Here is a 19,961-nt window from a genome sequence, read left to right on the forward strand (position 1 = left end):
TTTATTTACGATTCTTTTGTGACGGCCACTTCCGTCTCCGCATCGATTCCTGTGTTTGCTTTGACGAGAATACGTTCGTAGTTTCCTGCAACTTCATCGGACTTCGTGACGAGCGTACCGATGATGGCTGCAATGAACCCGAGTGGAATCGAGACGATTCCTGGGTTCGAGAGTGGGAAGAGCGCTTCTCCAATGAAAATGGCTGAGCCGTCTGGTGCCCAAAGGTTCGGACTAAGTGCGACCAAGATTAAAGAAGAGAACAACCCGACGACCATTCCCCAGATTGCTCCACCAGTATTGAACCGTCTCCAGAAGATCGTGAAGAGAATGACCGGTAAGTTCGCACTTGCCGCAACAGCAAATGCGAGTGATACGAGAAACGCCACGTTCATCGATTGAGCAAAGAATGCAAGTCCCATCGAGACGAGGGCGACTGCAACAGAGGCGATACGAGCGGCTTTCACTTGCTCCTTCTCTGTTGCTTCCCCTTTACGAATGATATGACCATAGAAGTCATGAGCAAAAGCAGAAGCGGCCGATAAAACGAGCCCGGCGACGACGGCAAGAATAGTCGCAAATGCGATTGCTGCTACGAAAGCGAACAAGAGATCGCCACCGAGTACTTGCGCGAGGAGAGGAGCGGCCATGTTACCTGCAGGGTTCGCAGCGAGAATGGCATCACGTCCAACGAAAGCTGCTGCCCCGAAACCTAAAAAGATTGTCAAAATATAGAAGGCACCGATGATCCATGTCGCATACACTACCGACTGTCTCGCGGTCGGTGCATCTTTGACGGTGAAGAAGCGAATCAAAATGTGTGGGAGACCAGCTGTACCAAGAACAAGCGCCATATTTAACGAAATCGTATCGAGCGGGAGCTTGAACTTGTTTCCTGGGTTCAGAAAGTCACTACCAAGCGGTGTCGCTTTGCTCACTTCATTGAACATTGTTGTGATCGAGAAATCAAACCGTGCGAATACGAGGAACGAGATGATGGCCGTACCAATCATCAATAAGACGGCTTTTGTGATCTGTACCCATGATGTCGCTGTCATACCGCCGAACACGACATAGACCGTCATCAATATACCGACAACGACGACACTCGTCGTATATGGGATACCGAGCAACAGCTCGATCAAAGCCCCAGCACCTACGAGCTGGGCAATCATATAAAAGATGGAGATGACAATCGCATTCATCGCCGCGACGCCACGCACGCGTGGTTTGTTGAAGCGTGCTGCGATCATATCGGCCATCGTATACTTTCCAAGGTTGCGGAGCGGCTCCGCGACGAGATAGAGGACGACGAGATAAGCCACGAGGAATCCGATGGAATAGAAAAAGCCATCAAATCCAGCTAGCGCAATCATACCTGCAATCCCTAAGAAAGAAGCGGCAGACATATAGTCGCCTGCAATCGCGAGACCGTTTTGGAAACCAGTCAACCCACCATCAGCCGTGTAGAAATCACTGGCGGTTTTCGTTTTTCTTGCTGCGAAGTATGTAATGACAAGGGTGAGGCCGACAATGGCAGTAAAAAGGGCAATCGCTGTCCAGTTCATGATTTCACCTCTTCTTTCAATTGTCTCACGAGTGCATCAAACCGGCGGGCACGTCGACTATAGAGTACGCATAATGTCCACGTCATAATAAATTGGGAGAAGGCGAACGCCCATGCCCAAGTGATGTCTCCGACAAGTGGCATATTCAAAATGGTCGTATAACTTGTTAAAACGGGGAGTGTGAAATAAAAAATGAGTGAGAAGATGATAGCTGGAACGATGAATCGATTTTTTTCACGCATCAATCGATGGAACGTTTCGTGCTCTGTGATCGACTGAGCGGAATGACTACTGGTCGTTTGTGCAACTTGCGTCACGTCATGCATAAAATCCCTCCTAAGCTGTAAGATAAATCCATTATGCGATGTAAAAATGAGAGGAGTCATGCCTTTTTTTCATGTCGAATCCTTCAACATTATTGTAATATTGGTCATACCAATTTATTGTAAGCGTTTTCAATATTGTCTAAAAATTGAACGTTATGTTTGAAAAGTAAATAGTTTGAGAAAAGGTACTTTTGACCCAATAGGCAAAAAGCACAATTCGACAAATAAAAAACTCTACCCAGGTCGGATAGAGTCTATTGCTGAAAATAGTGCTCGTAAGGCGTCCAGTCGATTTGTTCCTCGGCTAGTGCTTTCTTTAAAAACTTATGGTCTCGTTTCGGCGTTGCGGCAATATACCCTTTCACCACGAGTTCGGTCGTCATTTTCTTCGCGCGCGATTCGAGCGCAAACTGGCCGATCTTACCAGCGATTTTTCGGATGGCGACGTCACGAAACAGTTCTGGAACCGGTGAGACGAGTCGGTCTAATAACGTCCGTGTCTCTGGCGTCCATAGGTGTCGTGTTCTCTCTATATAGTCGTCTTCAATGTCTAGAAGGGAACGTCCGTCTTCTTTCGGCATTCGTTTTAAAAACTTACGAAACATGAAGTATCCGCCAATCGTCATGAGTCCAATCATGACGAATCCCCAGAATACAATGAAATACATCATCAAGTTTTCTGGCATCGTCTTTCCCCCGTTCTATACATTCACTTGCTATCATCGTTAGTATACAAAAAAGAATCCATTTGCAAAAGGAGCACGTCTCGTTAGGATAGACGAACTCAACCGATTTCGTTAGAATAGATAGCGTTGCTACGAGAATAAGCATGAAGTGAGTCGAGAAAGGAAAGGTCTATCACATATGAGCCAATTGAAACAAGAAGTCGAGAGACGCCGAATATTCGGGATCATCTCTCACCCGGATGCGGGTAAGACGACATTAACAGAGAAATTACTTTTGCACGGTGGCGCGATTCGTGAAGCCGGTACCGTCAAAGCGCGTAAAAATTCAAAACATGCGAAGTCAGACTGGATGGAAATTGAGAAGCAGCGTGGAATCTCGGTTACATCGTCTGTCATGCAATTCATCTATCAAGATAAAGTCGTATCAATCATGGATACACCAGGTCACAATGACTTTGGTGAAGACACATACCGCGTATTGACATCGGTCGACAGCGCGGTCATGGTCATCGATGCAGCTAAAGGGATCGAGACGCAGACGAAAAAACTTTTCCAAGTGTGTCGGATGCGCGGTATTCCAATCTTTACGTTCATGAACAAATTGGACCGTCAGGCAAAAGACCCGCTCGAATTGATGGAAGAACTTGAGGAAGTACTCGGCATGCCTTCCGTTGCCATCACATGGCCGATCGGGAGTGGGATGCAGTTCGAAGGGGTCTATGATCGGATGAAAAATGAAGTTCATTTGTTCCGCGGAGACAAGTCAACCCTTCAATTAAGTGAGGACGGGGTAAACGACCCGGTGCTCGCTGATCATCTCTCTGAAGAAAACTTGACGAATCTTCGCGATGAGATTGACCTTCTCAACGGAGCGGGGAACGAGATTGATGTAGAGGCGATTCAGAGCGGTAAGTTGACGCCTGTATTCTTCGGGACGGCACTCGTTGACTTCGGTGTGACTGCGTTCTTGAACCATTATTTGGAGATGTCTCCAGCTCCAGAAGCCCGTAAATCGAACGTAGGCCCAATCAATCCGACATCAGAAGACTTCAGTGGGTTCGTCTTTAAGATTCAAGCCAACATGAACCCGGCTCACCGTGACCGGATTGCATTCGTCCGCATCTGTTCAGGTGTGTTCGAGCGTGGAATGGACGTCACGCTTACCCGGACTGGTAAGAAAATCAAATTGAGCCAGTCTACACAACTGATGGCCAACGATCGTGAAACGGTCGACCAAGCGTTCGCAGGAGATGTCATCGGGATCTATGACTCAGGTACGTATCAAATCGGGGATACGATCACGACATCGAAGCAAAAGATCGCCTTTGAAGCATTGCCGACTTTCCCACCTGAGTTGTTTATGCGTGTGTCGCCTGTCAACTCGCTCAAGTCGAAACACTTCCACAAAGGTGTAGAGCAACTCGCGCAAGAAGGGGCAATCCAAGTTTATCGCAACGAATACAATGAGATTTATCTCGGTGCGGTCGGCCAACTCCAGTTCGAAGTGTTTGAATATCGTTTGAACAATGAATATGGCGTAGACATCCGGATGGAACCTGTATCGTACAGCGTTGCACGTTGGGTAAAGGACAAGGAATTGAAAGCGTTGAAACCTTTCCAGGACTCACGGAACATGCTCGTTACAGACCGTTGGGAACGTCCAGTTTTCCTTTTCGCGAACGAGTTCACGTATGAGCGGTTCGCTGAACGTCATGCAGACGATTTGACGCTCGTCGAGGCACTTGATGTCAACGAAGAGATTGGAACAGAAGAATAATTTGTAAACACCTCAGTTTTGAGGTGTTTTTTTGTCGTTTATCCCTTTCTGAATGAATTGATAAGTTTTACTTATGACTAATTTGTGACGGAATGTATTTTACGTCACGCTATACTTGTATTATGATAAATATGTGAAAAGTAAGCGATTACGCATTGTCGTGTGGTCGGCGCTTTCAAAAAGGGGGAAATTGCAATGGAACAGACGAATGTTTTAGACGCCTTCGCATCTCGGACAACGTTCGAGGCGAACGGGCAATCGTATGATTTTTATCGATTGAAAAAGTTAGAAGAAGAAGGGTTAACGAACATCAGTCGTTTACCTTACTCGATTCGCGTTCTTCTCGAATCGGTACTCCGTCAACAAGACGGTCGCGCGATTACAAAAGAACATGTCGAGAACTTGGCAAAATGGGGTACTGCCGACGTCTCGAAAGACATTGACGTACCGTTCAAGCCGGCACGAGTCGTACTTCAAGATTTCACAGGTGTACCGACAGTCGTAGATCTCGCGTCACTTCGTAAAGCGATGGCGGACCTAGGTGGAGACCCGAACAAAATCAACCCAGAAATCCCTGTCGATCTCGTCGTCGACCACTCTGTTCAAGTAGATGCGTACGGATTTGCAGGCGCATTGATGAAAAACATGGATATCGAATTCGAACGTAACGAAGAGCGGTATAAGTTCTTACGTTGGGCTCAGACGGCATTCGACAACTACCGTGCCGTGCCACCAGCAACGGGTATCGTTCACCAAGTAAACTTGGAGTACTTGGCATCTGTCGTCCTTGAGAAAGACGATGCAGCAGGTACGGTTGCGTATCCGGATTCACTCGTCGGGACAGATTCGCATACAACGATGATCAACGGACTTGGTGTCCTTGGTTGGGGAGTAGGAGGAATCGAGGCGGAAGCGAGTATGCTCGGCCAACCGTCATACTTCCCAGTACCAGAAGTCGTCGGTGTTAAAATCATCGGTGAAGTCAATCCAGGCGTGACAGCGACAGACGTTGCCCTCGTCGTGACAGAGATGCTCCGTCATGAAAAAGTTGTCGGCAAATTCGTTGAATTCTTCGGCCCATCGCTTCACACGATGCCACTCTCAGACCGTGCGACAATCGCAAACATGGCTCCAGAATACGGTGCGACATGTGGATTCTTCCCAGTCGATACGGAAACATTGAACTATATGCGTACAACCGGCCGTTCTGAAGAATTGATTTCACTCGTTGAAGAATACTCAAAAGCAAATGACCTCTTCTACACGCCAGATCAAGCTGATCCGACGTTCACGAAAGTGTTGACGCTCGACTTGTCGAAAGTTCAACCTTCACTTGCAGGTCCGAAACGTCCGCAAGACCGAATCAACCTCTCAGACGTTCAAACGTCGTTCATCGATAGTTTAAGCGCTCCTGCTGGGAACAGTGGTTTCGGACTTGACCGCTCGGAACTCGAGAAGAAGGCAACTGTCAACTATGAAGATGGAGCAGTCGACATGAGCACGGGAGATGTCGCGATTGCTGCGATCACGAGCTGTACGAACACGTCAAACCCTTACGTTATGGTCGGTGCTGGACTCGTTGCGAAGAAAGCGGTAGAGCGCGGCTTGACTGTTCCGAAATACGTGAAGACATCACTCGCACCAGGTTCGAAAGTCGTAACGGACTATCTCGACAAAGCAGGCTTGACTTCTTACTTGGACGAACTCGGCTTCAACACAGTCGGTTACGGCTGTACGACATGTATCGGAAACTCGGGTCCACTTGACCGTGAAGTCGAAGAAACAATCACGGAGAACGACTTGCTCGTATCTTCTGTCCTTTCTGGGAACCGTAACTTTGAAGGACGCGTTCACCCGCTCGTGAAAGCGAACTTCTTGGCGTCACCACCACTCGTCGTCGCTTACGCACTTGCGGGATCGGTTAACTTCGACATCATGAACGATTCGTTCGGTACGGACAAAGATGGAAATGAAGTGTACTTCAAAGACATCTGGCCATCAAACGATGAAATCAAAATGGTCGTACAAGACGTCGTTTCACCAGAAGCGTTCCGTAAAGAATATGAGACAGTCTTCACTGGTAACGAACGCTGGAACGCGCTTGACGTACCAGAAGGTAACTTGTATGACTTCTCAGACGAGTCGACATACATTCAAAACCCACCGTTCTTCGAACAACTTGAACCAGAAGCGGGGGAAGTGCATGCATTAAATGGATTACGCGTCATCGGGAAGTTCGCGGATTCGGTCACGACTGACCATATCTCGCCAGCTGGATCGTTCTCGAAAACGACACCAGCCGGTCAATATCTACTTTCAAAAGGAGTAGAACCGATCGACTTCAACTCATATGGATCACGCCGTGGTAACCATGAAGTCATGATGCGTGGTACGTTTGCAAACATCCGTATCCGTAACCAAGTCGCACCAGGTACAGAAGGTGGATTCACGACTTACTGGCCAACAGGTGAGATCATGCCGATGTACGATGCAGCGATGAAGTATAAAGAACAAGGTACTGGTCTTGTCGTCCTTGCTGGAAACGACTACGGAATGGGATCATCTCGTGACTGGGCAGCGAAAGGAACAAACCTCCTTGGCATTCGTGCGGTCATCGCACAAAGTTTCGAGCGGATTCACCGTTCAAACCTTGTCATGATGGGTGTGCTTCCACTTCAATTCTTAGAGGGTGAATCAGCAGAGTCACTCGGATTGACTGGTGAGGAGGCAATCGATATCCAAGTCGATGAGTCTGTTCGTCCACGCGATATCTTAAACGCAAAAGCGACACACGAAAACGGAACGGTGACAGAGTTCAAAGTCATCGCTCGTTTCGACTCGGAAGTGGAAATTGATTACTACCGTCACGGTGGAATCTTACAGATGGTTCTCCGTAACAAACTCAAATAAACAATCGCTGATCAAACCTTCCTTTGAAAAAAGGAAGGTTTTTTCATGAATATGCGATTTTATGGTGAAAGTTTTAAAAGAATCGGGAACAGGAAGACAGGGAGGGGTGTGCTTATGGTGCGGGAAGAAAATAAGGGCAAGAGTTGGTGGAAACGATTGACACAGCAAAAAGAGGTAGAACCTGATCGGGAAATCGACATCACTTTACCTGAATTGCGTCATGCGATTCACGAATATGAACAGACGTTGCCAAAAGGCGTCAATCGTACGGTCTTACTCGATGACACGCAAGAAATTGACACCAAGCGATTGAAACATCATTTGTCCGGGGTACCGAAACAACGCTTCTATATGTCTAAGGAGACGTTTCATATCGTTCCGGAAGAAGAACGTGATGTCATTTATGAGATGGACCAAGTGCAACGTGCTCTAGACCTTTACATGGACCAAGAAAAGAAACTACCACTTCGTAAATTTCAAGACGCATTGCAATTAGATTTGACCCGGCTCCGTGATGGCGGCTACCTTAAGACATTGCCAAAAAGACCGTACTATGTGGTGGATGAAACGTTGATTGTCTCACTTGAACCAAAAGAGACGACTTCTTGACAAGACACCTATCTATTTTGCGGTAAATGACACATTTATGGACAGTTAGGGTTGAGACTTGTTTAAAAAGTATGTTAGGGTGGAAAACGTATATGAAAATAGAAAATTAAATAGGAGTGATTTTTATGGAACGGAAAAGCCGTGTGACGCCTGTATTCGTCATATCTGCAATCATAACGGGATTATTCACAATCTGGGGATTATTTCCCGAAAGTCTTCTCGGAAATGCTAGTTTATTGAACGTGACGAGCACGTTACAAGGTTGGCTATCGAACGGGATGGGCTGGTTCTACTTATTAAGTGCGACCGGATTCTTACTCGTTGCCATCTTTTTAATCTTCTCTCGATACGGTTCGATTCGTCTTGGTAAAGATACGGACCGACCTGAGTTTAGTTACATGTCATGGTTCGCCATGTTATTCAGTGCGGGAATGGGGATTGGGCTCATCTTCTGGGGAGCAGCAGAGCCATTGCTCCACTTCCATTCGCCACCTTTCTCTTCATTGACACCTGAAGGAGACGCACGGACAGCGATGCGCTATGCCTTCTTCCACTGGGGCTTCCACCCGTGGGCAATCTATGCCATGATCGCACTTGCCATCGCTTACTCAACATTCAGAAAAGGACGCCCTGCGACGATTGGGGAAACAATCGGTTCGCTCGTCCACAACCGCTACGAAAAACCTGTGAAACAAACGGTCGATATTCTTGCAGTCATTGCGACGGCATTTGGGGTGGCGACTTCACTCGGTTTTGGTGCTCAACAGATTGCCGGTGGTCTTCATTATCTCATCCCTGGGGTGCCGAACGCCTTCGTGACACAGTTGATCATCATCGCCGTCGTAACGGTGCTTTATATGATCAGTGCTTCTACCGGCCTTGATAAAGGGATTCGTATCTTGAGTAATACGAACATTTTCTTGGCAATCGTTTTACTCGTCGCGACGATGTTCGCCGGACCGACAGCATTCATTTTCGACTTATTCACACAAACCGTCGGAACATACTTGCAACAACTTCCTGGTATGAGTTTCCGTACAGCTGCGTTCGAACCGGTTGAACGTGAATGGATCAACGGCTGGACAATTTTCTATTGGGCTTGGTGGATTTCTTGGTCACCATTCGTCGGAACATTTATCGCACGCGTATCGAAAGGTCGGACAATTCGTGAGTTTATCATCGGAATCCTGCTCGTCCCAACATCATTCGGGCTCTTATGGTTCTCCGTTTTCGGCGGTTCAGCAATCTGGGCTGACTTGTTCGGTGGATACGACTTGATTGGTCAAGTGAACGAAATCGGGACAGAGGTCGGACTCTTCGCATTGTTTGATACGTTCGGTGGTTTTGGGACAGTACTTAGTATTGTTGCCATCTTCTTGATCTCGACATTCTTTATTACGTCTGCCGACTCTGCGACATACGTACTCGGGATGCTCACATCGAATGGGAAGCTCGTTCCTCCGATGGGCATTAAAATGACGTGGGGTGTCATTCAATCATCAATCGCAGCTGTGCTTCTATACGCAGGTGGACTAGATGCCCTGCAAGCCGTAGCAATTCTCGCAGCCTTCCCATTCATCTTCGTTCTCGTCTTTATGATTGTCGCCTTGTTCAAAGACTTGGCCGATGAACCAGATGAGCGAGATAAATGGTTAGAGGCACAAAAGAAAGATGAAGATAAATTAGGATAATCCGGAAGGGTCTCATACGAGACCCTTTTTTCAGTCAAAAATATTTTGCTTGTCCTCTTAGCTAGTGTAGGATAGTAAGTGAAGAAACGAGGAGGATAGGCGATGAAACAACAGATAAAAAAACGGTTGAGCTGGGTCATTTTGGCCGGCATCCTCATTGTCGGAGCATTGCTCGCTTATAATTTTTACGTACTCATGAATTTGAATGGTGAAGAGACAGAACAGGTTGAGCCTTTCTACTCGAATGTCGTAATTGGGTACCAAGAGCGTAAACTTCCGAAAGAAGGAGAAACACTCGAAGAACGAGAATATCTCGTCACGTATGATGAAAACGGACATTTCGTCTCTGAAGTCGTGACGGGCCCAAACGTGGGCGCAAAAGCGGAATGGGACGGAGAGACGTATTTGGAGTTTAATCCAGATGGAGAAGAAGTCCTGCGACAAGAGACCAATTCTGGAGCAGTCGCACCACATCCGTTCTTGTCACGTGCCACGAACGAACAGATTCGTAAATGGTTAGATGATGGCACGCTCGGATCGAGTGAAGGTGAGACGAACTTGGTCGGTCGAACCGCACAAGCGTATGTAAAATCTGAATCGGCTGAAACGGTTCCGGAAGAATGGGTTGAAAATTATCCATCTATTTTCAGTGAAGAAGAGAATAAAGAGACAGTCACATATTATGTTGATGCGAACGAACGGATTTTGCTAGCGGCAGAATCGCGGAATAACGGGAAGTTGTTCCATTCGATTCGGATGACATCTTTTGAATCAAGATAATCCGATGGGGAGCAGACGTCATGTCGGCTCCCTTGTCGTCTGAAAGGGAGAACAGGATGAAACAAATTCAAGTTGAACAAGTTCAAACGGATTTGACGAACTGGGAAGCTGGAGAAAAGATCAATGAGGCGGCGCTCTTATCCTACGCGCACTGGTCACGTGCGACTGGACATGAGGAGGAGTTGATTCGTTCATTGACCTTGCTCGCTACGCATCGACTCGAGCAGAAGGAATCGATGGACCCGTTATTGAACCGCTGGGTAAAAGAGTTGGAGTCGATGAATGCGTTGCCCCCTGAATTACGTCTATTTCAATTGAATGAGCAATTGCGGCGTTCGAAGCAAGCACTTCAAATCGATTGGCCGACACTTCGCGAAGCGGATTATGCCTCGATGAAAGTACAAATTTTGACAGAGTACGAGTCCAAAACATCTGCGTTACTCGACCAACTTGACCAACTGCATGATGAGGTGGAAGCGGCGAAGTCTGATTTACGTGACTCTGAATGGCGGGGGCAACTCGAGAAAATCTTTGAAGCCATCATCGAGGCGATGCAGGAGGTCGCGTCTTTAGAAGATGATACGGCATCTCTGCTCGCATCGATGCAAGGAAATTACTTCAGTCGAGAAGCGTTTCGTCGCTTCGGTGAACGTGTTGTGCTCGTCAAGGAGCGACTCGATACAATCTGTCAGTTGTTGCCGGAGCGTAAGAGCGAGACGCGTTCGAGCGCAATCGAATCACTCGAGGAAATGATCGGTCTTGACGATATAAAAGATCGTGTAAAGGCGTGGTATCGTTTCCTTCTCTTCCAAAAGGAACGTGAAAAAGCAGGGTTCTCATCAAAGCACCAACCCTCCCTCCATCTCGTGTTCACGGGTAATCCTGGGACCGGGAAGACGACGCTTGCTCGACTTATGGCAGAAATCTATTTCGAGCTTGGTTTGCTTAGTCGTCCGGATCTCGTCGAGGCAGATCGCTCGAGCCTCGTCGGGGCGTACGTCGGGCAAACGGAAGAACAAGTGATGAATAAGGTGAAAGAGGCAGAAGGTGGCGTTTTGTTCATCGACGAGGCATACGCGTTAAAACGCCAAGATGCGAGCGGAAGCGATTACGGACAAGCGGCAATCGATACGCTCGTCGCAGCGATGACAAGTGGCGAATATGCTGGGAAGTTTGTCGTCATCCTTGCCGGTTATCCAGAAGAAATGCGCCATTTCCTACTCGCAAACCCAGGTTTACGCTCACGATTCCCAGAATCAAATCATTATGAGCTACCAAACTATCGGGATGAGGAATTAGTTGCTATTGGAGAAAAGGTGGCACAGGAAAACAATTACGTGTTAACGGAAGAGGCGAAACGTGCACTTCTAACGCGGATTGACCGCGAACGAGTCGATTCGACGTTTGGGAACGCGCGAACGGTTCATAACATTTTACTCGATGCGATGTTTAAGAAGGGTTCTCGTTTTGGTGCGGATGCTCCTTTAGATGAAATGGCGCTCTTGAACGAAGAAGACTTTGATCAACCGATAGATGATTCACACTCAGTATCGCTAGACGATTTGGTTGGTATGGAAGAAGCTAAAGCACAGTTAGCGGAGATTGAAGCACTCGTAAATGTGCAAAAGAAACGTAAAGCGCTCGGTTTGAAGACGGCGCCGGTCCAGCTCCATATGACACTCACTGGAAATAGTGGTACAGGAAAAACAACTTTTGCATATTTGTACGCCCAAATGCTGAAGCGTACAGGTTATTTGAAGCGTGGGCATGTCAACGTCGTCAGCCGAGCAGATCTAGTCAGTGGTTATGTGGGGCAGACCGCTCAAAAAACCAAAGCGGCGATTCGTGACGCACTCGGTGGTGTACTGCTCATTGACGAAGCGTATAGCCTGAATGGGGGAGCGAACGACTACGGCAGAGAAGCGATCGATACACTTGTGGATGAGATGCCAAAACATGGAGAGAATCTTGTTGTCGTCCTTGCGGGATATGAAGGCCCAATGCGACGGTTGATTGAGTCCAATCCAGGATTAAGTAGTCGTATGAAACGCACGATTCATTTTGAGGATTATTCGCAAGAACAGTTAGTGGAAATCGCAACGAACTACGCAAATCAATTTGGCTACGTCATAGATGAGGAAGCGATGGATGCGTTATCGACACGATTAGGTGAAATCAAACACGCGAATGCACGGACTGCCTTGTCCGTCATTGATGAGTCAATTGCTCGTCAATCATATCGACTCATGTCGGAGGAAGAGAACGAGACGTCACTCCAACAATTATTAGTAGTAGATATTAAGAGTAAACTATAATACACTATTGGTAGGAAAGAAGGATGATTCAATGCACACGATTCAAATCCCAGTAAGATATCAAGAAACGGACATGATGGGAATCGTCTATCATGCCAACTATTTAGTTTATTTAGAAATAGCTCGCACCGAACTGTTGCGTCAACTCGGTGTCGAATACAAAGACATGGAAGAGGCAGGATTCGTTTCACCCGTGACGAACGTTTCTATGGACTACAAGCGAAGCGTCACATTTGGTGATACGGTTCATGTCCGTGTCTGGGTTGATCAGTACTCGAAAATCAGAACGATTTATGGGTACGAGTTAACGAACCAAGCCGGGGAACTCGTTGGCACCGCCAAGACAACTCATGTGGTCGTCAAACGGGGAGATTTTAAACCGATTCGCCTTGATCGGGAATTCCCAAAATGGCATGACATGTATATGAACGTCATGAATCCTGTCTAAGAATCTTCTGTCTTCGTACCGTCAGTATGGTATCATATCTTGACGGTACTTTTTGTTATCTAGAAAGGGGAAGATCGCATGCGTTATCCATCAATCTTGATGGTTTGCGGCGCCTTGACGTTCATGTTAGCCGGTTGTACGACAAACGAGCAAGTTGAACCGAAAGAACCAACGACACAGTCATCAACAATAGATGAACCACAAACAGAGCCAAATGAACCAACCTCGGACCAAGAAAAGGTTGAGACCGAGTCTCCGACAGACGAGGAGACGACGGAATCTGAACCGGAAGTCGAAGAAGAGCCAGCTGAGCCATCACAACCAACAACGGAAGAACCGACAACACCTGTTCAACCGATTGAAATGGATGGTGTGGCAAACTTAAATCTAGAAGAATTGATTCTCGTTAATAAACAAATTGCGTTGCCTGCCAATTATCAACCGAGCGACTTGGTTGAGGCAAAAATCGACTTTGTCGATTCGGCGGTCGGTGAGCGACGGATGATGCGAAAAGAAGCAGCACGTGCGATTGAAAGTTTAATGAGTGACGCCAAAGCGGCTGGAATTGATTTAAAAGGAACGAGTGCCTTTCGTTCATATGGTTATCAAGTGACACTATTCAATGCTTACGTCGAACGAGATGGTAAGGAGCAAGCGATGAAGTATTCCGCACCACCTGGTCATTCTGAGCACCAGACCGGTCTTGCAATCGACGTATCAAGTGCTTCTGTCAATTATCAACTCACACAAAGCCTTGGTGAAACCGTTGAAGGAAAATGGTTGGCAGACCATGCACACGAGTATGGCTTTATCGTTCGCTACCAAAAAGCGTTTGAGAAAGAGACGGGCTATATGTATGAACCTTGGCACTTACGTTATATTGGGACTGAACATGCCAAAGAAGTGCATACATTGAATCAGCCATATGATCGATATATTGAGGAATATATGAAGTAAGGGGAATTGCGATGCCATATGTGACAGAAATCATCATAATTATTTTAAGCTATTTACTCGGTGCAATTCCGTTTGCGCTCATCATCGGTAAGCTCGGTTATCGAGTAGATGTTCGAGAACATGGGAGTGGAAACCTAGGCACGACGAATACGTTCCGTGTTCTCGGTAAAAAGGCTGGTATCCTTGTTCTGCTTGGTGACATGGGGAAAGGATTGGTCGCTGCGCTACTGCCTCTCTTGTTTGGAAGTGAGATGAGTCTATTACTTGCGGGAATTCCGGCAGTGATTGGACATTCATATCCGATTTTTGCAAAATTTAAAGGTGGAAAATCGGTCGCGACAAGCGGTGGCGTTCTCTTAGCGGCGTTCCCATGGTTCTTCTTTGTCGTCGTCGGAACATTTATTGTGACACTTCTCATTTCACGGATGGTCTCTCTTTCTTCCATGGCTGCGGCTGTAGTCGGTCTTGTGACGGCCACAGCGTATAGTTTAGTGACAAAGGATTGGTTGCCGCTGATCGTCATCGTACCACTCGCCTTGTTTATCATCATCAAACATCGCACCAATTGGCAACGCATACGAGCGGGGAATGAACCGAAAGTGCCTCTTTTTCAAAACAAGCATAAATCTTAATTCATCTAGGTGCGTCTAATTCAGACGTGCCTTTTTTGTGCATTGTTGTTGATTTACATAAAGAAGAAACAAAAACATGTTGGATTTGCTCGTTCTTTACTTTCAATTTACGATAAATTTACATCCGTTCGTTACACTAGAAAAGGAAAGATTTTAGTGGAGGAGGCAGGGACGTGTCTTTAATCGGTGAAGAACGTAAACAGAAAATTGTCGAATGGATCGAACGAGAAGGAAAAGTGAAAACGAGCGAATTGATCGAACGCTTGAACGTGTCAGGAGAATCGATTCGACGCTATTTAGAAGAACTAGAGAAAGAACACCGTATCAAACGTGTTTATGGGGGTGCCGTCCTCCATCAGAGCATGTCCTTTCAGCCAATCGTGATTGCCAACATGGATGGAATCCGACGCATCGCATATACGGCATTCCAATTAATTCCGGACGATACGTTAGTCTATATCGGTCACGGTGTCGCGGCCGAACAAGTAGCGTCACGCCTACGCGGACGTAACGTAACAGTGGTCACCCCATCTCTAACGGTCGCGAAAGCGCTATTTGAGCAGCGAGCGAAAGGAGTGCTCGGTGGCGAAATACAGTTGTTAGGTGGTACAATCGACCCGAAACATCTCGTGACGACGGGAGAGCAAGTCCTTGCACAACTTCAAACATATATGTTCGATCTTGCCATCTTGTCTGTTGAGGGGGTCGATGCGACTCTTGGTCTAACGTGCGATGCTTATGGGCTCACCAGTATTACGCAGGCTGTGATGTCTCAAAGTCGCGAAACGTTCTTATTGACAGACCATACACAGTTGAACCAACAAAAACGGTATCGAGTCTGTGATTTTTCGAAGGTAACGGCCATCATCTCTGATTTTCCGGAACCTCAAGAATTTAAAGGCGTCTTAGCCGAACATGGTGTGGATTGGAAATTCGCACCGTAAAAGGAGCGATTACATGAAAATAGAAGTAATAGTCACAACGTTATCTGAAGCAATCCAAGCGGAACAACTCGGGGCGGATCGACTCGAGCTGATAGCGGATATGGAAAAGGGTGGCATCACACCAAGTTTTGGGACGATTCGGAATGTAGTTGAACACGTCTCAGTCCCGGTACACGTTATGATTCGACCGCATACACGTTCGTTCCATTTTAACGAGGATGACATCGAAACGATGCTCGCCGATATCGGTTTATGCCGTGAACTCGGAGTTGATGGAATCGTCTTTGGTGCATTGACACAGGACGGGGCAATCGATGAACGGATTTTAGGAGAGGTCATTAAGCATAAAGGGGAAATGACACTCACATTCCATCGTGCTTTCGATGCATCTCGTGATGTATTTGAATCGATTGATGTCTTAAATGACTTTCCGGAAGTCGATCTTTTATTGACGTCAGGCGGTGCGAACACAGCACTCGAAGGAATCGAGACGTTAGAGCGGCTTAAAGAACAAGCAGAGATGACAATCCTACCGGGAGCTGGCATCACAACAGAGACGTTACCTACCTTAAAAGCTCGACTTGGAGTAGACATGGTACACGTCGGCAATGGTGTACGGACAGATGGCCAGTTCGATGAGTCTAAGTTCAAACAACTTCGAGGATAAGTCAAAGCGGAAAACAGTCGTATGACTGTTTTTTTGCTATAATGAAAGAAAATGATAAGTGTAGGTGAACTCATGCAATCTTCTGTTTACAAACAATATGCGCTTCGAATGCTCTCTGGAAAGTGGGGCATATCTTTGCTCGTCGTCTTGACTGTTATGGTCATACAAGCGATGATTACGACGCGTCTCGACCTTTCCACAAATGATCCAGAAGTTCTCATGACTTCAGTGGCGTTGTTGTATGGAGCGACCGTATTGCTCGCGCCGATTGAACTCGGGAAAAATTGGGTGTTTCTTCAAGTTGCTAAGGACGAAAAGCCCAAGTTTGGATTATTGATTGAAGCGTTCGGGTCACTAAAAGACTATTTGCGTGCAGTGGTTTATTATGCGGTGTTCTATTTAGGGTTAAACGTGTTGATGTTATTCTTGATTGTGCCTGGCGTATGGTTTTATTTGACGTATCGAATCGCGCCATTCATTATGCGTGACGAACCAGATCTTTCGGCATTCCAGGCAATGCGAAAGAGTCGGTTAATGATGAAAGGGCACAAACAGACGCTGTTAAAACTGTTCGCAAGTTTTATCGGATGGTACGCGCTCGTTCTTCTCACTGGCGGACTCGCTTATATCTTTGTCACGCCTTATCTTCAAACAGCAATTTCAGGACTTTACTTAGAAATGAAGGCATCTTATCTCGCAAAACAACCGGTCGGGTAATCCGACCGGTTGAATACGTTTAATGCTGATCTGTCTTTTTCGGGTTAGGGGCGTCTTCAAAATCTTGCTTTTCTTGTTCTGACGCATCCGCATGCCACTTTTTCGCTTGTTCGGTGGCAATCGGTATCGCTTTCGTCTCAGAATAGCCTTGTGCGAGCAATGCGTTCGCAATATCGATGGCTTTCTTTTTTACAAGTGGATCGAAGTTTTTCAGTGATTCCGGATAGTCTCTCATGTTCCATGGCACGAAAATCGCCTCCTTCACTCCTACTAATTCCACAAACGGGATGATTCAAACGTCTTGGTTGAGATAATACTCGATGAGCGCTTGCGTCCCGTTCTCCCCGTATCCATTTTCTTCGAGAATCGAGTAAAGACGATGAGCCAGTTCAAGTCCAGGTAATGTTACGTGGAGCTCGTTCGCACTTTCAATGGCGAGCGTCATGTCTTTTATAAAATGTTTGATAAAGAAACCAGGAGCATAATCTTCGACGATCATACGTGGAACTAAATTTTCCAGTGTCCAGCTACCCGCTGCCCCTCCGCGAATCGTACGGATGAGTGCTTCCGGGTCAAGACCTGCTCGTTTGCTGAACGCGAGCATTTCTGCATTTCCCATCATCGTACCGGCAATTGCGATTTGGTTGGCGAGTTTCGCGTATTGACCGCTCCCAGCATACCCCATCCGCTCAATAGACTGTCCCATTGCTTCAAATAAAGGTTTCGCCTTGTTGAAGGCAAATTCCCCGCCTCCAACCAAAATGGATAACGTTCCATTTTTTGCGCCGATGTCACCGCCTGTGACCGGTGCATCAAGTGGGAGAAGACTCCGTTCGATCGCCGTTTCTGCGATGCGTTCGGCAAGCTTGGGAGAGGAGGTGGTCATGTCGATCAACAGTGTCCCCGGTTCCGCAGAATCGAGGATGTTTCCGTCCCCAAAATAGATAGATTCGACATCTGACGGGTAACCGACGATGGTGATGACGGCATCAGCATCTTCGCAGACGTCTCGAATCGATTCACACCATGTCACACCTTCTTCGAGTAGAGAAGTGGCCTTCTCCTTCGTGCGTGTATAAGCTTTTACGTCAAAGCCATGTTTCATCAAATTTCGTACCATGGATTGGCCCATTACCCCGAGACCGATAAATCCGATTGTTTTCATGTTGATTGTCCCCCTAATAATTGTTGTGAGACGAGTCGCTGATAAAGAGCGTTCTCGTTTAAAAGTTGCTCATGTTTTCCAATCCCGCTGATGCGTCCGTCTTCTAACACGACGATTTGGTCGGCATGTCTGACGGTCGATAAGCGATGGGCGATCACGAGCGTGGTTCTTCCGACCATAAGCCGATCGAGCGCTTCTTGGACGACGCGTTCCGATTCTGAGTCAAGACTTGATGTCGCTTCATCAAGCAATAGAATTTGTGGGTTGCGTAACAATGCTCTGGCAATTGCAAGACGTTGTCGTTGCCCTCCTGACAAGCGAATACCACGTTCTCCAATCTCCGTCTCGAGTTGCTCGGGCATCGCTTCAATGAAAGACCACGCATTGGCCATCTCACACGCTTCTTTAATTTTCTCATCACTTACTTCATGCTGAAGGCCGTAGATGATGTTTGTCCGAACAGAACCCGACAGGACAGGAGAGTCTTGGGCGACATAACCGACGATTTGACGCCACGTGTCACGACCGTATGTCTGAATGTCATGATTGCCGTACCGGATCAGTCCTCCCGTCGGGGTATAAAACTGTTCAACAAGCGAAAAAAGTGTCGTTTTACCTGCGCCGCTTCGACCAACGATAGCGGTCGTCGCACCTGGCGAAACGTGAAGGGATAGCCCTTGTAGAACAGGCTCTGTCCCATAATGAAACGTTACATCCTCGAAGAATAGATCAGCCTGTTCGATGGATTCTTGACGTGTGCTGTATGGTTCTGGAACAACGTCGAGTAATTCGGCAATCCGTTCAGTTGCGCCACGAGCTTTTTGAAGTCTTGTTAGAAATTCACTCATCGTGATAAGTGGCGTGATAATCTGGAACACATACAACATGAAGGCGAGCAGTTCACCAGTCGATAAGGCTCCTGTCGAAACACGATAGGCACCAAACCCGAGAATAGCAATCAACATCCCCGTCAACGTGACGTTCAGGAGAGGGATGAGAATGGCTTGGATTCGCCCTTCTTTCACTCCGTAATCGAATAACGTCTCGATTTTTACTTTACCTGTACTCACTTCCATTTGTTCTGTCGCCTGTGACTTGACGAGTCGAATTTCACTGAGTAGTTCCGCAAAGAATCCAGACAAGTTTCCGAGCTCCTGTTGCGTTTCTTTCGCGATGATTCGAAGTTTTCGACCGAGTGGTATAACGATGACAAGCGTGGTCGGCACTGAAAACAAGATGACGAGCGTCATTTGCCAATCGAGCGTGAACAAGATGGCGACGGCACCGATGACCGAGACGAAGGAGGTCAACAATCGGACACTTTGTTCGGATAACAACTGTTGCAGTGTCGTCGTATCATTGTTTAAACGAGAGACGAGTTCACCCGATTTGATTCCATCGTAAAACGGGATAGGTAGTTTGATGAGATGGTCCCACAATGTCGTACGAAGATTGGCGACGACACGTTGACCGACGATATGTAGCCAGTAGATCGATAACGCACTCGTGATGACCTGGACGAGAAACGCAATGATAAAGTATGCGAGCCATTCGGGTGTCAACAGGTCGCTACTCCAACGGTCGACGACGCGTTGCAGGATGAGTGGAATCGCTAGCGATGCAACGGCTTGGAGGAGCGAAATCAGAATGGCTCCGACAAACAATCCTTTAGGAGGGTTCGCGATTTTAAACAGCTGGAAAAACGTCTTCCACGTTGATGATTTCATTTTGAACAATCCTCCTCCCTTCTTACTTTCGCTGTTTCAAAATCG

Annotated in this window: 18 protein-coding genes; 12 read left to right on the forward strand and 6 right to left on the reverse strand. The window is 47.0% G+C overall.

The window, feature by feature from the left end; translation table 11 throughout:
• Positions 1–5: 5 nt before the first annotated feature.
• The 3 genes from KNO87_RS07780 to KNO87_RS07790 all read right to left on the reverse strand — a co-directional run bounded on the left by KNO87_RS07780 (position 6) and on the right by KNO87_RS07790 (position 2,577).
• Positions 6–1,565, reverse strand: coding sequence for a solute symporter family protein (locus KNO87_RS07780; protein ID WP_214787747.1), 1,560 nt, complete (start codon positions 1,563–1,565; stop codon positions 6–8).
• Positions 1,562–1,891, reverse strand: a complete 330-nt coding sequence (locus tag KNO87_RS07785) for a DUF485 domain-containing protein (protein ID WP_214794810.1) — start codon at positions 1,889–1,891, stop codon at positions 1,562–1,564. The genes KNO87_RS07780 and KNO87_RS07785 overlap by 4 nt, the downstream gene beginning before the upstream one ends.
• Before the next feature lie 254 nt (positions 1,892–2,145).
• Positions 2,146–2,577, reverse strand: coding sequence for a DUF2621 domain-containing protein (locus KNO87_RS07790; protein ID WP_074033193.1), 432 nt, complete (start codon positions 2,575–2,577; stop codon positions 2,146–2,148).
• 178 nt (positions 2,578–2,755) lie between these two features.
• On the opposite strand from KNO87_RS07790, the gene KNO87_RS07795 reads away from it, so the two are divergent.
• The 12 genes from KNO87_RS07795 (at position 2,756) to KNO87_RS07850 (ending at position 17,024) form a co-directional block, all read left to right on the forward strand.
• Positions 2,756–4,354, forward strand: coding sequence for a peptide chain release factor 3 (locus KNO87_RS07795; protein ID WP_214794812.1), 1,599 nt, complete (start codon positions 2,756–2,758; stop codon positions 4,352–4,354).
• A 195-nt stretch (positions 4,355–4,549) separates the two neighbouring features.
• Positions 4,550–7,264 (forward strand): aconitate hydratase AcnA, encoded by a 2,715-nt coding sequence (gene acnA, locus KNO87_RS07800; RefSeq protein WP_214794814.1) that lies wholly within the window; start codon positions 4,550–4,552, stop codon positions 7,262–7,264.
• Positions 7,265–7,378: 114 nt separating this feature from the next.
• Positions 7,379–7,873, forward strand: coding sequence for a DUF3939 domain-containing protein (locus KNO87_RS07805; RefSeq protein WP_214794816.1), 495 nt, complete (start codon positions 7,379–7,381; stop codon positions 7,871–7,873).
• A 125-nt stretch (positions 7,874–7,998) separates the two neighbouring features.
• On the forward strand, positions 7,999–9,564 hold the full coding sequence (locus KNO87_RS07810; RefSeq protein ID WP_214787760.1) for a BCCT family transporter: 1,566 nt from the start codon (positions 7,999–8,001) through the stop codon (positions 9,562–9,564).
• Between the two features lie 102 nt (positions 9,565–9,666).
• A complete protein-coding gene (locus KNO87_RS07815) occupies positions 9,667–10,344 on the forward strand; it encodes a hypothetical protein (protein WP_214794818.1) in 678 nt (225 codons plus the stop codon).
• A 56-nt stretch (positions 10,345–10,400) separates the two neighbouring features.
• Positions 10,401–12,659 (forward strand): AAA family ATPase, encoded by a 2,259-nt coding sequence (locus KNO87_RS07820; RefSeq protein ID WP_214794819.1) that lies wholly within the window; start codon positions 10,401–10,403, stop codon positions 12,657–12,659.
• A gap of 31 nt (positions 12,660–12,690) precedes the next feature.
• On the forward strand, positions 12,691–13,107 hold the full coding sequence (locus tag KNO87_RS07825) for an acyl-CoA thioesterase (RefSeq protein ID WP_214787769.1): 417 nt from the start codon (positions 12,691–12,693) through the stop codon (positions 13,105–13,107).
• A gap of 78 nt (positions 13,108–13,185) precedes the next feature.
• Positions 13,186–14,064, forward strand: a complete 879-nt coding sequence (locus KNO87_RS07830; RefSeq protein ID WP_214794821.1) for a M15 family metallopeptidase — start codon at positions 13,186–13,188, stop codon at positions 14,062–14,064.
• 11 nt (positions 14,065–14,075) lie between these two features.
• Positions 14,076–14,696 (forward strand): glycerol-3-phosphate 1-O-acyltransferase PlsY, encoded by a 621-nt coding sequence (gene plsY, locus KNO87_RS07835; RefSeq protein WP_214794823.1) that lies wholly within the window; start codon positions 14,076–14,078, stop codon positions 14,694–14,696.
• A 173-nt stretch (positions 14,697–14,869) separates the two neighbouring features.
• On the forward strand, positions 14,870–15,640 hold the full coding sequence (locus KNO87_RS07840; RefSeq protein ID WP_214787778.1) for a DeoR/GlpR family DNA-binding transcription regulator: 771 nt from the start codon (positions 14,870–14,872) through the stop codon (positions 15,638–15,640).
• A 13-nt stretch (positions 15,641–15,653) separates the two neighbouring features.
• A complete protein-coding gene (locus KNO87_RS07845; protein ID WP_214794825.1) occupies positions 15,654–16,307 on the forward strand; it encodes a copper homeostasis protein CutC in 654 nt (217 codons plus the stop codon).
• A gap of 72 nt (positions 16,308–16,379) precedes the next feature.
• Positions 16,380–17,024: a DUF975 family protein gene (locus tag KNO87_RS07850; protein ID WP_214794827.1), complete on the forward strand. Its 645-nt coding sequence runs from the start codon at positions 16,380–16,382 to the stop codon at positions 17,022–17,024.
• A gap of 19 nt (positions 17,025–17,043) precedes the next feature.
• Here the strand turns inward: KNO87_RS07850 and KNO87_RS07855 are convergent, their stop codons facing one another.
• The 3 genes from KNO87_RS07855 to KNO87_RS07865 are packed head-to-tail and all read right to left on the reverse strand — an operon-like array spanning position 17,044 to position 19,916.
• Complete coding sequence (locus KNO87_RS07855) at positions 17,044–17,271, reverse strand: DUF2188 domain-containing protein (RefSeq protein WP_214787786.1); 228 nt, start codon at positions 17,269–17,271, stop codon at positions 17,044–17,046.
• A gap of 45 nt (positions 17,272–17,316) precedes the next feature.
• Complete coding sequence (locus KNO87_RS07860) at positions 17,317–18,189, reverse strand: NAD(P)-dependent oxidoreductase (RefSeq protein ID WP_214794829.1); 873 nt, start codon at positions 18,187–18,189, stop codon at positions 17,317–17,319.
• Positions 18,186–19,916 (reverse strand): ABC transporter ATP-binding protein, encoded by a 1,731-nt coding sequence (locus KNO87_RS07865; protein ID WP_214794831.1) that lies wholly within the window; start codon positions 19,914–19,916, stop codon positions 18,186–18,188. Before KNO87_RS07865 ends, KNO87_RS07860 begins: the two co-directional genes overlap by 4 nt.
• Between the last annotated feature and the right edge of the window lie 45 nt (positions 19,917–19,961).

Source organism: Exiguobacterium sp. s34 (genome assembly GCF_018617435.1).
Lineage (GTDB): Bacteria > Bacillota > Bacilli > Exiguobacteriales > Exiguobacteriaceae > Exiguobacterium > Exiguobacterium aestuarii.

Coding starts and splice junctions, on each gene's coding strand:
- KNO87_RS07780 (WP_214787747.1), bottom strand. CDS start 1,565: ATGAACTGGACAGCGATTGCCCTTTTTACTGCCATTGTCGGCCTCACC.
- KNO87_RS07785 (WP_214794810.1), bottom strand. CDS start 1,891: ATGCATGACGTGACGCAAGTTGCACAAACGACCAGTAGTCATTCCGCT.
- KNO87_RS07790 (WP_074033193.1), bottom strand. CDS start 2,577: ATGCCAGAAAACTTGATGATGTATTTCATTGTATTCTGGGGATTCGTC.
- KNO87_RS07795 (WP_214794812.1), top strand. CDS start 2,756: ATGAGCCAATTGAAACAAGAAGTCGAGAGACGCCGAATATTCGGGATC.
- acnA (WP_214794814.1), top strand. CDS start 4,550: ATGGAACAGACGAATGTTTTAGACGCCTTCGCATCTCGGACAACGTTC.
- KNO87_RS07805 (WP_214794816.1), top strand. CDS start 7,379: ATGGTGCGGGAAGAAAATAAGGGCAAGAGTTGGTGGAAACGATTGACA.
- KNO87_RS07810 (WP_214787760.1), top strand. CDS start 7,999: ATGGAACGGAAAAGCCGTGTGACGCCTGTATTCGTCATATCTGCAATC.
- KNO87_RS07815 (WP_214794818.1), top strand. CDS start 9,667: ATGAAACAACAGATAAAAAAACGGTTGAGCTGGGTCATTTTGGCCGGC.
- KNO87_RS07820 (WP_214794819.1), top strand. CDS start 10,401: ATGAAACAAATTCAAGTTGAACAAGTTCAAACGGATTTGACGAACTGG.
- KNO87_RS07825 (WP_214787769.1), top strand. CDS start 12,691: ATGCACACGATTCAAATCCCAGTAAGATATCAAGAAACGGACATGATG.
- KNO87_RS07830 (WP_214794821.1), top strand. CDS start 13,186: ATGCGTTATCCATCAATCTTGATGGTTTGCGGCGCCTTGACGTTCATG.
- plsY (WP_214794823.1), top strand. CDS start 14,076: ATGCCATATGTGACAGAAATCATCATAATTATTTTAAGCTATTTACTC.
- KNO87_RS07845 (WP_214794825.1), top strand. CDS start 15,654: ATGAAAATAGAAGTAATAGTCACAACGTTATCTGAAGCAATCCAAGCG.
- KNO87_RS07850 (WP_214794827.1), top strand. CDS start 16,380: ATGCAATCTTCTGTTTACAAACAATATGCGCTTCGAATGCTCTCTGGA.
- KNO87_RS07860 (WP_214794829.1), bottom strand. CDS start 18,189: ATGAAAACAATCGGATTTATCGGTCTCGGGGTAATGGGCCAATCCATG.
- KNO87_RS07865 (WP_214794831.1), bottom strand. CDS start 19,916: ATGAAATCATCAACGTGGAAGACGTTTTTCCAGCTGTTTAAAATCGCG.